This is a genomic window from Amycolatopsis sp. PSD-21 (assembly GCF_055561455.1).
Genome location: NZ_CM145712.1, coordinates 6,982,622 through 6,997,598, shown reverse-complemented (window position 1 = coordinate 6,997,598; position 14,977 = coordinate 6,982,622). Strand labels below are relative to the sequence as shown.

Here is a 14,977-nt window from a genome sequence, read left to right as displayed (position 1 = left end):
GGTCTCCGCGCCCAGGTGATCCCTGACGGCACGGGCGGGCTCGGCCGAGTACGAGAACCGGTACGAGGCCGACCCGCCCGCACCGCCAGGAACCACCTGGATCACGAAGCCCAACGAACAGACTTACAGGACACCGTCTAGGCCGTGTCACGAGCCGCGGCACCGAAGTGCCGAAGGATTCGGTCGAGTTCCTCGAAGGAGGAACGACGACCGGAGGCGAGCCGGAACCAGGCTGCCTCCCGGCCCTCGACGCCGTACATCTTCACTTCGGCGTCCGGAAGAGCTGCCTCCTGGACGCCGATTTCGTGTCCGATGAGGATGCCGTAGGGCACGGACGGCAGGGCCGGCGAGCTGGAGCGCAGGCCGTCCTTCCTGCCGGGGTGGACGGCGACCAGCATCTGCCGGACGAGCGGGGCGAGCGCCGCGGCCAGCGTCTCGACGGCCTCCTGCCGCACCGTACCGGCCGCCGGTCCACCGAGTTCGATCTCCTCGAGCACACCGCCATCCACTGTGGACACGCGCAGCCGTCCGGTGATACCGGGGCCGACGACGACCAGGCCACTCGGTTCGGGGGAGCGGTTCCGGCAGAACGCGGTGAGATCGGCCGACGACCAGGGTTCGGTCGCCGGCTCGGCGACACCCCAGCCGGTCGGCTCGGCGCCGGCGAGCACCGCCATGGCGGCCTCGACGATCTTGCCGAGCCGGAGCGGCTCACCGGCCGGGTGGAGGGCGGTGATCTGGACTTCCAGCTCTCCCGAACCTCCAGCGGTGCCGGCCGGGAAAGGCGATCCGTCCTCATCGCGCTCGAACCGGCCGCCGTTCCAGGTGAGCGCGACTCTGCGATGCCTCCCCTGATCGTCGCGCACCACCCACTCGCCCCCGATCTCCGAGAGCAGCTTTTCGAGCGGATAGGTGATTCCACTGTCTTCGGAGGTGACCACCTGGAGCGTCCGCCCGGACTCGACGGCCGCCCAGGCGGCGTCGATCAGCCTTGGGGAGGCCGGGACCACGGTGCGGAACTGCTCGAAGACCAGCACTTCCCTCAGCGGTTCGACCATGACAGCCCTCCGGTCCCGTCGACCAGTGCCGTGATGAACGTTCTGGCGACGGTCTCCGCTTTGGGATCGCCCTCTGGGGCATGGACTTCCACCCACCACACCGGATGCGGCACCTCGAGGTCGGTCCCGATTCCCAGCAGCCGCCGCGCTTCGCCGTCGACCCGGACCAGGTGGACGTCCTCGACAATGGCCATGACCCTGCCGTCTGGGTGGAGCAGCCGGATGAGCGGCGGCTCGTCCCGGAAGTCGGCCCGCAGTTCCTCGCCCGCCGCCGCCAAAGCCGGGAGGACGGTGGCCGGGCCGGGTTCGTCCCGGCACAGGCCGATGATGTCGAAGGTCATGTCCCTCCTCAGTTCGGGCTGACCGGGAACCGCAGTTCGAAGATCGCGCCGCCCTCGTCCGCGTTGTACACCGCGAGCGTGCCGCCGTGCGCCTGCGCGACCCATCGCACGATCGACAGCCCGAGCCCGGAAGACCCGCCGGTGCTGGCGAACCGGTCGAACGCCTCGCCCGCCAGCGCGGTGTCGATACCGGGGCCGTGGTCCGCGACGGTCACGGTGCCGCCGGCGACGGTCAGGTGCACGAACGCCTTCGAGCCCGGGTGGCGGCCGTAGCGCATGGCGTTGTCGAGGAGGTTGCCGATCGCCCGTTGCAGCAGCGCGGGATCGGCGTTGACCTTGGTGGGCGCGGCGGTGACGGTGACTTCGGCGTTTTCGGTCGCGGTGTCCTCGACGATGCCCACCACCAGCTGGTCGAGCCAGATCGGCTGGATGCTCAGCTGTTCCACCCCGGCGGCCAGCCGGGCGCGGACGAGGAGGTCGTCGATGATCCCGCCCATTCTCGCGGCGAGGCGGACGGTGCGTGGCAGGAGTTCCGCCGACTGCGCGGGGTTGGCCATCGCGGTTTCGGCGAGCGCGCGCAGGGCGGCGACCGGGGTGCGGAGGTCGTGCGCGGTTTCGGCGAGCAGGACCTCTTGCTGCTGCAAGGCCGCGGCCGCGGGGCGGATCGAGCGCCCGGACAACAGGTGGCCCGCGAAGCCCAGGATCGCGACCAGCAGCACGGTGCCGCCGATCACCAGCAGCGTGAACGTGGTGTGCGCGGAATCCTCGGCCTCGGTGGACTGCACCGCGACGACGGCCGCGAAGGTCTTGCCGTCACCGTCGCGCAGCGGTTCGGCGCGGACCTTGACCATGTCGCCGTTCGACGCCTTTTGATGCCCCTGCACCAGCTTGCCGGTCTTCACCGCCTCGGTGGCGAGCCCGTTCAGCAGTTGCACGTTCATCGGGACGCAGTTCGCCCGCGAAAAATGCGGCTGGAACGCGGGCGCCCCGCCGGGCAGGATCGTGAACTGGGGGCAGCGGTCGTTCAGCACGTCGGTGTTGACCAGGCCGAACCCGACGGTGCCGTCGTCGTAGGCGACCTGCCTGCTGACCGACGAGGTGACCTGGGTCAGTGCGGCGTCGATCCGTTCCTCGCCCTGGTCACCGTCCTCGGCGATGAGCAGCCAAGCGAAGACGACCAGCCCGAGGGTGTTCATCACGGTGAACAACGCGGTCAGCGTCCAGCGCAGCCTGCGCAGCCGATCGGCCGAGGAGTGGGTGTTCACCGCGAGCCCAGCCGGTAGCCGAGGCCTCGGACGGCGTGGATCAGTTCGGGTTCCTTCAGCTTGCGGCGCAACCGCTTCACCACCACATCGACCACATTGGACATCGGATCGGCCTGCGCGTCCCAGCAGTGCTCGATCAGGTCGGCCCGCTGCACCGGCAGGCCCGCCCTGGTGAGCAGGTATTCGAGCACCGCGTACTCCTTGTTGGTCAAGGTGAGCAGCACGCCCGCCCGGCGCACCTCGCGCCGCGCGCAGTCCATCACCAGGTCTTCGTGGTGCAGCACCGAGGGCCGGTCGAAGGCCGAGCGGTGGCACAGGTTGGCCACCCGCTCCGTCAGCTCGGCCATCACGAACGGCTTCACGAGGTAGTCGTCGCCGCCGTGCTCGAAGCCGGCCACGCGGTCGGCGAGCGCGTCGCGGGCGGTGAGGAACAGCACCGGCGCGCGCCAGCCCAGCTGACGTCGCATGTGGACGTACTCGATGGCGTCGCCGTCGGGCAGCATCCGGTCCAGCACCACGCAGTCGTGGTGGGTTCCGCGCAGCAGCCGGTCCGCGGTCGCGATGTCACCGGCCTCGTCGACGGCGTAGCCGGCCGCGCGGAGCTGCGTGACCAGCGCGAGCCGCAGATTCTCGTCGTCTTCGACGACCATCACCCGTGTCATCAAAACCTCATGTTCGGACAGCGAAAGTAGACGCATGCAGTTCCCGGTGCCCCTGAACGCTAACGCGTCGGGTGCCCGCGGCCGCCCCGGTGGCGGGGAACTGGCATGAACAGGACGTCGTCGGCGGCACCGCGCCGGGGGAAGAGGGAGGTACCTGCGATGACCGTGCAGACCGGCCAGCTCAGCCTGGTCACGGGAACGGGCCCGGGCAGCGACCGGGCGGGGCTCGGCGAGCTGCTCGCGGAAGCGACCGGCGAGGTGCTCGTCATGAGCACGGGAACGGACACCGCGTTCCAGCGGATCGCGCTCGGAGGCGTGCGGCCCGGCGTGCGGCACAAGGTGCTCTTCCCCGATTCCGCGCGGATGTCCGGCGCGCTCAACCGCATGTCGCGGGCCGGCGCCGAGGTGCGGACCGACGCCGAGGTCCCGATGGACGCGCTGGTGATCGACCGAACCTCGGTCGTGCTCCCGGCGGAGGGCAGGCAGGCCGGTTCCGCGGTGTTCCGGCTGCCCGGCGTGGTCACCGCGACGGTCGGGCTGTTCGAGCGGATCTGGCAGGCCGCCGCCCCGCTCGTCCCGCTGGACCTCCCGGACGACGGGAACGCCTCGATCCTGACCTGCCGCGAGCAGGAGCTGCTGACGCTGCTCTTCTCCGGCACCACCGACGAATCCGCCGCCGCCCGCCTCGGTGTCTCGGTGCGCACGGTGCGCCGGATGGTCGCCGACATCATGAACCGGCTCGGCGCCCGCAGCCGGTTCCAGGCCGGCGCCAAGGCCGTCGACCGCGGCTGGCTGATGGCGAAGGCGGGCTGATGACGACCTCGACTCCCGGCCGTGTCCTGCTGGTGGCCCGGCGGCCGGGCGCGTACCCGACCATCGGCGACGCTTTGACGGAGGCGTCCGACGGCGCCGTCATCACCATCGCGGGCGGTGAATACGCGGAAACCGTCGAGCTCTCCGGCCTCCGGGTGACCTTGGCCGCGGCGGACGGCGCCACCGTCGTCGTCGACGGCCGGGGCGCGGAACGGCCCGTTTTCCGCGTCACCGGCGGAGCGCTCGTCCTCGAAGGGATCGAAGTCCTGGCGGGCGACGCGTCCGCGATCCAGGCCGACGACACGGAACTCACGGTCCGGGACTGCACCGTCTCCGGCGGACGCGGCCCGGCGATCGCGATCCGCGGCACGACGGCGTTCACCGTGAGCGGTTGCGTGATCTCGGGTGCGGAGCAGGGGATCCTCGTCGACGGCTCGCCAGGGCGGATCGAGGACACCACCGTCGAAGACGTGACGGGCGACGGCATCACCCTCGGGCAGGGCGCCGATCCGGTCGTGCTCCGCTGCACGGTCACCGGTTGCGGGCTGAGGGGGATCTACGTCTACCAGTACGCCCGGCCGGTCGTCGAAGGCTGCACCGTCTCGCACACCGGTCACGAAGGCATCGCCGTCGCGCACCACGGTGTGCCGGTTCTCAAGCGCTGCACGGTCACCGACACCCGGGGCCCGGGGATCGCCTTCGCGTCCGGTTGCGGTGGCGAGATCTCCGGTTGCCGGGTCTCGAACACCGCGGAGCCCGGTATCGCGATCGCCGAAGGGGCGACGCCGACGATCGGGGACACCGCGGACCCCGGCGCCGTGGGGGACGACGCGCTGGACGAGATGCTCGCCGAACTCGACGGGATGATCGGCCTTCCCGGCGTCAAGGAAGAGGTCCGTTCGCTGGTCGACGAGTTGCAGGTCAACGAATGGCGCCGCCGGGCCGGGCTGCCGGTCGGCGCCGCCGGGCACCATCTGATCTTCGCCGGCGCGCCCGGCACCGGGAAGACGACGGTCGCGCGGATCTACGGGAAACTCCTGAAGGCGCTGGGAGTCCTGCCGGTCGGCCAGTTCCGGGAGGTCTCCCGCAGGGATCTCGTCGGGCAGTACATCGGGCACACCGCGGAGAAGACCGCGACGGTGTTCGAGGAGGCCAAGGGCGGCGTCCTGTTCATCGACGAGGCGTACACGCTGACGCGGCTCGCCGGCTCCGGCGGCGACTTCGGCCAGGAGGCCATCGACACCCTGGTGCCGTTGATGGAGGAACATCGCGACGAGGTGGCGGTGATCGTGGCCGGGTACACCGGCGAGATGGTCGACTTCCTCGCCGCCAACCCCGGTCTCGCGTCCCGCTTCGGCAAGACGATCGAGTTCGAGAACTACAGCCCGGACGAACTGCTCGCCATCTTCGGGCGGATGGCGTCCGCCGGGGACTACGAACTCGATCCCGCCGCCGGCCCGGTGCTGACCGGCCACTTCCGGCGTGTTTCCGGCGACGTCAACTTCGGCAACGCGCGGGACGCGCGCCTGCTGTTCGAGAAGGCGCGCACGGCTCAGTCACAACGCTTGCGGCTGCTGGGCCGGATGCCCGCGATCGAAGAACTGCGCGGGTTGCACGTGGCCGACGTGGAGGCGGCCATCGCGCGATAACGTGGTGATGTGCGGGTGCTGGTGACCGAGGACGACGAAAACTTGCGGGTGGCGCTGGAATTCGCGCTGCGCGGGGACGGGTTCGCGGTGGACACCGCCGCCGACCTGCCCGGCGCGGACGAGGCGCTGATGGTGAACGCCTACGACTGCGCGGTGTTCGACCGGATGCTGCCTTCGGGTGACGCGCTGGCCTACGTGCGCAACCGGCGCAGCGCCGGATGGCCGCTGCCCGTGCTCTTCCTGACCGCGCGCGACAGCGTCGCCGACCGGATCGACGGACTGCGCGTCGGCGGCGGCGACTACCTGGTCAAACCCTTCGCGATGCCGGAACTGATCGCGCGGGTGCGCAGCCTGTGCCGCCGCGACATGGCCGGGCAGGCGGTGGTCCTGCGGTGCGCCGACGTCGAACTCGACACCGGCAGGCACCAGATCTCGCGGGCGGGCGTGCTGCTCACCGTGACGCGCAAGGAGTATCTCGTCATGGAGCGGCTGATGGCCGCGACCGGGCGGCCGGTCTCGCGGCGGGAACTGATCCGGTACGCGTGGGACGAGATGGCGGATCCGGCGTCCAACGTGCTGGACGTCGTGATCGCGCGGCTGCGGCGGAAACTCAAGGACCCGCCGCTGATCCACACCGTCCGGGGGTCGGGTTACCGGATGGCGCCGCTCTGACCCGGCTCGAACCGGCCCGAACGAGACCATCGCCACTCCGGCCGCCCCGGATGTGCCATGCTCGACAGCGCACGAAGCGGCGAAACCGAGAGGTGACGAGGGTGTCCATCTGGGCAGGCGTGATCAATTTCGTCCGGGCGCGGTACGAGGTGCTCGAAGAGCGGGGCGACTGGCTCCGGTTCCGGGTCGACACCGGCGACGGCCGCGGCCAGCAGGTGACCTTGCACCACCTGCCCGACCACGACGGCGCGGAGTGGGTGGAGATCTCGTCTCCGGTCGGCTGGGCGGACAAGATCGATCTGCGGCGCCTGCTCGAACTGGCGGGCGGCGACTCGGTCGGCGGCGCGGCCGTGGTGGACGGTGTCGCGCTGCTCAAGCACACGATCCCGCTGGTCGACCTGAACCTGGTCGACGAGTTCGAGCACCCGCTGAAGGCGCTCGTCACGCGCGCCGACACCTTCGAACACGAGCTCACCAAGGCCGACGAGTTCTGAGCCCGCCGGTCCATTCAGGACGGAAACGGTGAAGGCCCCCTGCCGCCGCAGGGGGCCTTCACTCGTCTTGGGCTCAGAGACGCTCCTGGAGCGCGTCCGCGGCGGCGAGGAGGTCCGCGGCCCAGCGCGCCCCCGGTTTACGCCCTATACGTTCGATGGGCCCGGAAACCGACACCGCGGCGACGACGGTGCCCGTCGAATCCCGCACCGGCGCCGAGACACTCGCCACACCGGGCTCCCGCTCGGCCACGCTCTGGGCCCAGCCGCGGCGGCGGACTTCGAGCAGGGTGCGCTCCCCGTACACCGCCTCGGTGAGGATCGTGCGCTGTGTGTGCGGATCCGACCACGCGGCGAGGACCTTCGCGCCGGAGCCCGCGGTCATCGGCAGCCGTGAACCGATCGGCACCGTGTCCCGGAGCCCGCTCGGCGGCTCTGCGGTCGACACGCAGACGCGCTGGACGCCGTCGCGGCGGTACAGCTGAACGCTTTCGCCGGTGATGTCGCGCAATTTCGGCAGCACCGAACTCGCCGCGTCGAGCAGCGGGTCGGTCGAACCGCCCGCCAGTTCCGCGAGCGCGGTACCCGGACGCCAGCGCCCGTCGGGGCCGCGGCGCAACAGGCGATGCACTTCGAGGCCGACCGCGAGCCGATGCGCCGTCGCGCGCGGCAAACCGGTCCGCGTGCACAGTTCCGCCAGGCCACAAGGATCTTCGGCCACGGCCTGAAGCACGGCCACGGCCTTGTCGAGTACTCCGATACCGCTATGCTGTCCCACAAGCCGATACTATCTTCCCGAAGTTTGAGATGTCCAGATGGTGGGAAGTACCGATTTCACCGCATGTGAGGAGCCGGAAATGCCCCGGACACTGGCCGAGAAAGTGTGGGAGTCGCACCTGGTGCGGCGCGGCGAGGGGGCCGAGCCCGACCTGCTCTACATCGATCTCCACCTGCTGCACGAGGTCACCAGCCCGCAGGCGTTCGACGGACTCCGCCTGGCGGGCCGGAAACTGCGCCGTCCCGACCTCACCATCGCGACCGAGGACCACAACGTCCCGACGATCGACATCGAGCTGCCGATCGCGGATCCCGTGTCCCGCACCCAGGTCGACACCCTTCGCGTCAACTGCAAGGAGTTCGGCGTCCGGCTGCACCCGATGGGCGACGCCGAGCAGGGCATCGTGCACGTCATCGGCCCGCAGCTGGGCCTGACCCAGCCGGGGATGACCGTGGTGTGCGGCGACAGTCACACCTCGACGCACGGTGCCTTCGGTGCCATGGCGTTCGGCATCGGCACCTCCGAGGTCGAACACGTGATGGCCACGCAGACCCTGCCGCTCCGTCCATTCAAGACGATGGCGATCACGGTCGATGGCGAACTGCGCCCCGGCGTCACGGCGAAGGACGTCATCCTCGCGGTGATCGCGAAGATCGGCACCGGCGGCGGTCAGGGCTACGTCCTCGAGTACCGCGGCGAGGCCATCGAAAAGCTGTCGATGGAAGCCCGGATGACGGTGTGCAACATGTCCATCGAAGCCGGCGCGCGCGCCGGGCTCATCGCGCCGGACGAGACGACGTTCGAGTATCTGAAGGGCCGCCCGCACGCCCCGCAGGGCGCCGATTGGGACGCCGCCGTCGAGAACTGGCGCGAACTCCGCACCGACGACGACGCCGTCTTCGACGCCGAGGTGCGCCTGAACGCCGACGAGCTCACGCCTTTCGTGACCTGGGGCACGAACCCGGGCCAGGGGCTCCCGCTGGGCGCCGAGGTGCCCGACCCGGAGCGCATCGGCGACGAGAACGAGCGCATCGCCGCTGAGAAGGCCCTGTCCTATATGGATCTGAAGCCGGGCACGCCGCTGCGCGAGATCGCGGTGGACACCGTCTTCCTCGGCTCGTGCACGAACGGCCGGATCGAGGATCTGAGGGCCGCCGCGGACGTCCTGCGCGGGCACAAGGTCGCCGACTCGGTCCGGATGCTCGTCGTCCCCGGCTCGATGCGCGTCCGCCAGGCGGCGGAAGCCGAAGGGCTGGACCGGGTCTTCACCGAAGCGGGCGCGGAATGGCGTCAGGCGGGCTGCTCGATGTGCCTCGGCATGAACCCGGATCAGCTCAAGCCGGGCGAGCGCAGCGCGTCGACCTCGAACCGCAACTTCGAAGGCAGGCAGGGCAAGGGCGGCCGGACGCATCTGGTCTCGCCGCTCGTGGCGGCCGCCACGGCCGTGCGGGGCACGCTGTCCAGCCCCGAAGACCTGCAGCCCGCCGTCGCTCGCTGACGGCACTGACATCGCTGACATCCGCGAAGGAGTTCCCAACATGGACGCGTTCACCCACCACACCGGCGTCGGGGTCCCGCTGCGCAGGTCCAACGTGGACACTGACCAGATCATCCCGGCGGTCTACCTCAAGCGCGTGAGCCGCACCGGCTTCGAGGACGGGCTCTTCGCCGCTTGGCGGTCCGACGAGTCGTTCATCCTCAACCAAGAGCCCTTCAAGAACGGGTCGGTCCTGGTCGCGGGCCCGGACTTCGGCACCGGCTCGTCCCGTGAGCACGCGGTGTGGGCCTTGATGGACTACGGATTCCGGGTCGTCATCTCCTCCCGGTTCGCGGACATCTTCCGCGGCAACTCGGGCAAGCAGGGGCTCGTCGCCGCTCAGGTCGAGCAGGCGGACGTCGAACTGCTGTGGAAGCTGCTCGAAAACGAGCCCGGGACGGAGGTCACGGTGGACCTCGAGTCGAAGACGGTACGAGCCAAGGACTTCACCGCGCCCTTCCAGATCGACGACTACACCCGCTGGCGGCTCCTCGAAGGGCTCGACGACATCGCCCTGACGCTCCGCCACGCGGAGGAGATCGACACTTTCGAGACCCAGCGCCCCTCCTGGAAGCCGGTGACCCTCCCGGCGGCCTCCTCCTAGGGCCGGTCGAAGGGGGCGGATTCCCTTGCTGAGCAGGGAATCCGCACCCCGGCCGGGGTCCTCCACGACAGCCCCGAAACCACACCGAACGGCACCTCGAGAGGCCCTGAAGGGGTCCCTCGGGAGGCGGAACAGCCCCCGAGACAAGGGAAATTTCCGCGCGTCGTTTGGAATTTGTGCTGCATTGGTAATACCGTGTGCGCTAAGTCGGCCGACGGGGCCGTGTACAAGTAGTTCTTCTTGGAGGACTGGAATGGCCAACAAGGCCCAGCTGATCGAGGCGCTGTCGGAGCGCCTGGGCGACAAGAAGGTCGCGTCGGAGGCCGTCGATGGCCTTGTCGACATCATCATCCGGACGGTCAACAAGGGCGAGAAGGTGAACATCACCGGCTTCGGTGTGTTCGAGAAGCGCGCCCGCGCCGCCCGCACCGCGCGGAACCCGCGCACCGGTGAGACCGTTCGCGTCAAGAAGACCAACGTGCCCGCGTTCCGCGCCGGCACGACCTTCAAGGACGTCATCAGTGGTTCGAAGAAGCTGCCGAAGGCCACCGCTGTGAAGCGCGCGACCGCCGGCACCTCCACCCGCGCCACCACCACCCGCGCGACGACGACCCGGACGGCCGCCAGCCGCCCGGCCGCGACGCGTTCCACGACCACGCGGACCCGCGCCGCCGCCACGACGACGCGTGCCGCCGCGAAGCCGGCCGCCAAGGCGACCGCGACCAAGGCGGCGGCCAAGACGACCGCCACCAAGGCCGCGCCGAAGACCGCCGCCAAGGCCACGACTCGCGCCACCACGGCCAAGAAGGCGACCGCCACCAAGGCCGCCGCGAAGCCGGCCGCCAAGGCGACCGCCGCCAAGGCTCCCGCGAAGAAGGCTCCGGCCAAGCGGACTTCGGCTGCCGCGAAGAAGAAGTAAGCTCCCTCCTCAGGAGAGAGCCAACGGCAGGGCCCCGCGCACGGCGCGGGGCCCTGCCGCATTTCCAGGACATCCTAGGAAGCCCCGTCTCGCCCTGACGCGCTCGCGTGCGGACTCCGGGGATCTTGGGGCCGCTACGGATCCTCGGCCGCCCAGTGGCGTATGTGACGCGATTCTCGTGCCGGTGGGCGGAGTTTCGGAAAAGAATCCGCTTCGACCGGAGTTCCCCCGTCACCCCGATGGACGCGCGTTGCCGGTGGGTGGCTCCACAGTGGAGCGATGAGTGCGGGTCCGCATCGACACAGCCGGAGTAGGCGCGTCACCCACGTGGGGGAGCGGCGCTTCGGATTTCCTTGAGGGGCCAAGGCTGATGCGGGGGTTGCGAAAGCCACTTTCGCAACATGGGGGCGGTGGGGTCGGCTGAGGCTGGGCGCGTGGCCGTGGCATGTCGCGAAAGCCCCTTTCGCACCGTGAGGGGTGCCTTGGCGTGGTTGCGAAAGCCACTTTCGCAACCTTCAACGTTGTGAAAGCCACTTTCGCAACGTGGGGTGGGGTGGCGGGGCGCGGCCAGCGTTGGGGGCGCGGTGGCGTGTTGTGAAAGCCACTTTCGCAACCCTCAACGTCGCGAAAGCCACTTTCGCAACGTGGGGTGGGGTGGCGGGGCGCGGCCAGCGTTGGGGGCGCGGTGGCGTGTTGTGAAAGCCACTTTCGCAACCCTCAACGTCGCGAAAGCCACTTTCGCAACATGGCGGACGCAACCAACCCGGCGCTCACCCGGTCGCACGTCGCGAAAGCAACTTTCGCGACACCAGACGTCCCGAAAGTGGCTTTCGCGACACCCCCACGGCGCGCAGATACCCCCAGCCAGTCCTCAAATGCCCCTGTAGCGCGTGAAGGCCCCCTTCCCTCGGCTCAGCCGAGGGAAGGGGCCTTCACGCGTGACAAAGCCTCAGGGATGCGCGGGAGCAGGCGTGGGCAAAGGCGACGCGAAATAGTCCGCGGCCACCAGCACCGGCCCGTCCTGTTCGCTCGCGGGCCGGAACGACAGCACCCAGAACGAACCCTTCTTCGACGGCACCACACCGCCGCGCGCCGCGGTCAGATCGACGCCGTCGCGGTCGGCCAGTGCGCTGACGACGTCCGGGATCACCCCGCCCTGACTGGAGATCACCGGCGTCCCGCCGTCACCGGCGATGGCCAGCAGCCGCGCGACACCGAGCACCGGGTCCGGCCAGTAGCCCTCTTCCGACAGCAGCGGCTCGTGCCGGATCTCGACGCCGAGGTCTTCGGCGAGCCCGTTCACCGTCTGGACACAACGAAGCCGCGGCGCCGAGAGCACCCTGCCGGGCGCGTAGAGCCGCAGCAGCGAACGCAGCGCTTCGGCCTGGCGCTGGCCCGCGTCCGACAGCGGACGCAGGTCGTCGTCGCCGGTCCACTCGTCGCGTTTACCCGCTTTGGCGTGCCGCACCAGGATCACCGTGGCGAGTTCGGGCGGCAGCGCGGAGAACTCGCGCAGCACCCGGACGTCCTCGGCCCGCGTCAGCAGTTTCTCCGCCGCCTCCGCGTCGAGCCAGCGCAGCTCGTCGACTTCCTCGTTCGGTGCGAACGCACCCGAGACGGCGTGCGCGGAGAAGTAATCGACGGTCTTCGGCGCTCCCGCGACGGTGTATTCGGTCCGGACCAGATAGCGGCCGAGGACCGCCTCGAAGCCGGTCTCCTCTTCGATCTCGCGGACCGCCGCGCCCGCGATGGTCTCGCCCGGATCCAGCTTTCCCTTCGGCAGCGACCAATCGTCGTAGCGTGGCCGATGGACCAGCGCGACCTCGATCCGGTCCCCGTCGCGGCGCCAGAGGACGGCTCCCGCCGCCCGGATGACCCCGCTCATCCCGCCGCCCCGTGCCGCTTCGCCAGCTCGACCTGGTGGTCGCGGACGTCGTCGCCCGACGCGGGGAACGGGGTCCACTCGCCGGTCGAGTTCAGCACCCAGCACCGGGTCGAGGGGTGCAGCGCGGATTCGAAGATGTAGTCCAGCTGCGCGGTCAGCTTCGGATCCTTGACCCGCACCAGCGCCTCGATCCGGCGGTCGAGGTTGCGGTGCATCATGTCCGCGCTGCCGATCCACCGCGTGCCGCCCGCGAGGAAGGTGAAGACGCGCGAGTGTTCCAGGAAGCGGCCGAGGATGGACCGCACGTGGATGTTCTCGCTCAGTCCCTCCACACCCGGCTTCAGGGAGCAGATCCCGCGAACCACGATGTCGACCGGAACCCCGGCCTGGGAAGCGTGGTACAGCGCGTCGATCACCTGCTCGTCGACGAGCGAGTTGCACTTGATCCGGATCCCGGCGGTCTGGCCGGCGCGGGCGAGTTCGATCTCCTCGCCGATCGCGCGCACGATGCCGCGGCGGATCCCGTGCGGCGACGTGAGGATGTTGCGGTAGGTGTCCTGGCGGGAGTACCCGGTCAGCACGTTGAACAGATCCGTCAGGTCCGCGCCGATCGTCGGGTCGGCGGTCAGGATGCCGAGGTCCTCGTACAGGCGCGCGGTCTTCGGGTTGTAGTTGCCGGTGCCGATGTGGCAGTAGCGGCGGATGGTCGAACCCTCCTGGCGCACCACCATCGACACCTTGCAGTGCGTCTTCAGCCCGACGAGCCCGTAGACCACGTGCACGCCCGCGCGTTCCAGCGTGCGGGCCCAGGTGATGTTGGCCTGTTCGTCGAACCGCGCCTTGATCTCGACCAGCGCGACGACCTGCTTGCCCGCCTCGGCGGCGTCGATCAGCGCGTCGACGATCGGGGAGTCGCCGGAGGTGCGGTACAGCGTCTGCTTGATCGCCAGCACCTTGTCGTCCGCGGCGGCCTGTTCGATGAACCGCTGGACGCTGGTGGAGAACGAGTCGTACGGGTGGTGCACGAGGACGTCGCCCTCGCGCAGCGTCGCGAACACCGACTTCGGCGTCTCGCGCTCACCGAACGCCGGATGCGTGGCGGGAACGAAAGGGCGGTCCTTGAGTTCCTTGCGGTCGACACCCGACAACTGGTGCAGACAGGTGAGATCCAGCAGACCGGGGACCTCGACGACGTCGCGCGGGTCGACCTCCAGTTCGCGCAGCAGCAGCTCGAGCATGTGCTCGCTCATGTCCTGCGCCACTTCGAGCCGCACCGGCGGGCCGAACCGGCGCTGGGCCAGTTCGCGTTCCAGCGCCTGGAGAAGATCCTCGTCCCGGTCCTCTTCGACCTCGAAGTCCGCGTTGCGGGTGACCCGGAACGCGTGGTGCTCGGTGACCTCCATACCGGTGAACAGCTCGCCGAGGTGGGCGGCGATCAGTTCCTCCAGCGGAAGGAACGTCGCGGTGCGGCTCTCCCGCGGCTGCTGCTCGATCCGCATCAGGCGCGGCACGTTGCTCGGCACCTTGACCCGCGCGAACCGCTCCGTGCCTGCTTCGGGGTCCCGGACGGTGATGGCCAGGTTGAGCGAAAGGCCGGAGATGTAGGGGAACGGGTGCGCGGGATCCACGGCCAGCGGTGTGAGCACCGGGAAGATCTGCTCGCTGAAGTAGTTGGACAGCCGGAGCTGGTCGGCGCCGGTCAGGTCGTTCCAGCCGACGATGAGGATGTCCTCTTCCGCCAGCTGCGGCCGCAGGTGCAGTTCGAAGGCGTTCGTGTGCCGCTCGACCAGGTCCTGGTTGCGTTTGGCGATGTAGGCCAGCTGCTCGCGCGGGGTGAGCCCGTCCGCGCTGCGGACCGGGAGCCCGGTCTCGTCGCGGCGCTTCAGCCCGGCGACCCGCACCATGTAGAACTCGTCCAAATTGGACGCGAAGATCGCCAGGAACTTGGCGCGTTCGAGCAGCGGCTGCGACTCGTCCTCGGCCAGCGCGAGCACGCGCGCGTTGAAATCCTGCCAGGACAGCTCGCGGTTGAAGTACCGGTCGTCGGGCAGGGATTCGACGGCGGTGGGCGCCGACGTCACCGCGGGCGGCGCGGCGGGCAGCGCGCGGAACTCCTGGGCCGGACGGCTCGCCGAACCGCCGCGCGTCGCGCGGACGGCCGTGCGCGGGGCCGGGCTGCTGTTCTTTCTCGTCCTGGCGGGTTTCGCCGTGCCGCTGTCCGGTTCCGGTTTCGCGGCGGAGGTCTTCCGCTTCCTTGCCGAGTTCGGGGTGCCGCCGTCATTTGTGCTCACGGCTTCATTGTT

At 69.8% G+C, this 14,977-nt stretch carries 14 protein-coding genes; 7 read left to right on the top strand and 7 right to left on the bottom strand.

Features of this window, described 5'->3' with window-relative positions; translation table 11 throughout:
* Nucleotides 1-137: 137 nt before the first annotated feature.
* From ACZ1DY_RS32800 to ACZ1DY_RS32785, 4 genes are read right to left on the bottom strand one after another with little or no spacing between them, the layout of a single operon-like run.
* On the bottom strand, nt 138-1,058 hold the full coding sequence (locus tag ACZ1DY_RS32800; RefSeq protein WP_465481953.1) for a DUF6177 family protein: 921 nt from the start codon (nt 1,056-1,058) through the stop codon (nt 138-140).
* Nucleotides 1,043-1,399: a hypothetical protein gene (locus ACZ1DY_RS32795; RefSeq protein WP_465481952.1), complete on the bottom strand. Its 357-nt coding sequence runs from the start codon at nt 1,397-1,399 to the stop codon at nt 1,043-1,045. The genes ACZ1DY_RS32800 and ACZ1DY_RS32795 overlap by 16 nt, the downstream gene beginning before the upstream one ends.
* An 8-nt stretch (nt 1,400-1,407) precedes the next feature.
* Complete coding sequence (locus ACZ1DY_RS32790) at nt 1,408-2,664, bottom strand: sensor histidine kinase (RefSeq protein WP_465481951.1); 1,257 nt, start codon at nt 2,662-2,664, stop codon at nt 1,408-1,410.
* On the bottom strand, nt 2,661-3,326 hold the full coding sequence (locus tag ACZ1DY_RS32785) for a response regulator transcription factor (RefSeq protein WP_185927194.1): 666 nt from the start codon (nt 3,324-3,326) through the stop codon (nt 2,661-2,663). The genes ACZ1DY_RS32790 and ACZ1DY_RS32785 overlap by 4 nt, the downstream gene beginning before the upstream one ends.
* Before the next feature lie 159 nt (nt 3,327-3,485).
* Between ACZ1DY_RS32785 and ACZ1DY_RS32780 the strand changes: the two genes are divergently transcribed.
* From ACZ1DY_RS32780 to ACZ1DY_RS32765, 4 genes are all read left to right on the top strand, one after another.
* Nucleotides 3,486-4,139, top strand: coding sequence for a helix-turn-helix transcriptional regulator (locus ACZ1DY_RS32780; RefSeq protein ID WP_192742814.1), 654 nt, complete (start codon nt 3,486-3,488; stop codon nt 4,137-4,139).
* Nucleotides 4,139-5,788, top strand: coding sequence for a right-handed parallel beta-helix repeat-containing protein (locus tag ACZ1DY_RS32775; protein ID WP_257485034.1), 1,650 nt, complete (start codon nt 4,139-4,141; stop codon nt 5,786-5,788). The genes ACZ1DY_RS32780 and ACZ1DY_RS32775 overlap by 1 nt, the downstream gene beginning before the upstream one ends.
* Before the next feature lie 9 nt (nt 5,789-5,797).
* The gene (locus tag ACZ1DY_RS32770) at nt 5,798-6,460 is read left to right on the top strand and encodes a winged helix-turn-helix domain-containing protein (RefSeq protein WP_457951975.1); all 663 of its coding nucleotides are present in this window, start codon (nt 5,798-5,800) and stop codon (nt 6,458-6,460) included.
* A 101-nt stretch (nt 6,461-6,561) separates the two neighbouring features.
* Nucleotides 6,562-6,954, top strand: a complete 393-nt coding sequence (locus ACZ1DY_RS32765) for a hypothetical protein (RefSeq protein WP_126733602.1) — start codon at nt 6,562-6,564, stop codon at nt 6,952-6,954.
* Between the two features lie 73 nt (nt 6,955-7,027).
* Here the strand turns inward: ACZ1DY_RS32765 and ACZ1DY_RS32760 are convergent, their stop codons facing one another.
* Nucleotides 7,028-7,729 (bottom strand): IclR family transcriptional regulator, encoded by a 702-nt coding sequence (locus ACZ1DY_RS32760; RefSeq protein ID WP_007031477.1) that lies wholly within the window; start codon nt 7,727-7,729, stop codon nt 7,028-7,030.
* A 79-nt stretch (nt 7,730-7,808) separates the two neighbouring features.
* On the opposite strand from ACZ1DY_RS32760, the gene leuC reads away from it, so the two are divergent.
* The 3 genes from leuC to ACZ1DY_RS32745 all read left to right on the top strand — a co-directional run bounded on the left by leuC (nt 7,809) and on the right by ACZ1DY_RS32745 (nt 10,789).
* Nucleotides 7,809-9,227 (top strand): 3-isopropylmalate dehydratase large subunit, encoded by a 1,419-nt coding sequence (gene leuC / locus ACZ1DY_RS32755; protein WP_465481950.1) that lies wholly within the window; start codon nt 7,809-7,811, stop codon nt 9,225-9,227.
* A 40-nt stretch (nt 9,228-9,267) separates the two neighbouring features.
* Nucleotides 9,268-9,870: a 3-isopropylmalate dehydratase small subunit gene (gene leuD / locus ACZ1DY_RS32750; protein WP_126733600.1), complete on the top strand. Its 603-nt coding sequence runs from the start codon at nt 9,268-9,270 to the stop codon at nt 9,868-9,870.
* Between the two features lie 253 nt (nt 9,871-10,123).
* Nucleotides 10,124-10,789, top strand: a complete 666-nt coding sequence (locus ACZ1DY_RS32745; protein WP_126733599.1) for an HU family DNA-binding protein — start codon at nt 10,124-10,126, stop codon at nt 10,787-10,789.
* A 949-nt stretch (nt 10,790-11,738) separates the two neighbouring features.
* Here ACZ1DY_RS32745 and ACZ1DY_RS32740 read toward each other — a convergent pair.
* Nucleotides 11,739-12,674: an NUDIX hydrolase gene (locus ACZ1DY_RS32740; RefSeq protein WP_465481949.1), complete on the bottom strand. Its 936-nt coding sequence runs from the start codon at nt 12,672-12,674 to the stop codon at nt 11,739-11,741.
* A complete protein-coding gene (locus tag ACZ1DY_RS32735; protein WP_126733597.1) occupies nt 12,671-14,965 on the bottom strand; it encodes an RNA degradosome polyphosphate kinase in 2,295 nt (764 codons plus the stop codon). The genes ACZ1DY_RS32740 and ACZ1DY_RS32735 overlap by 4 nt, the downstream gene beginning before the upstream one ends.
* Nucleotides 14,966-14,977 lie beyond the last annotated feature (12 nt).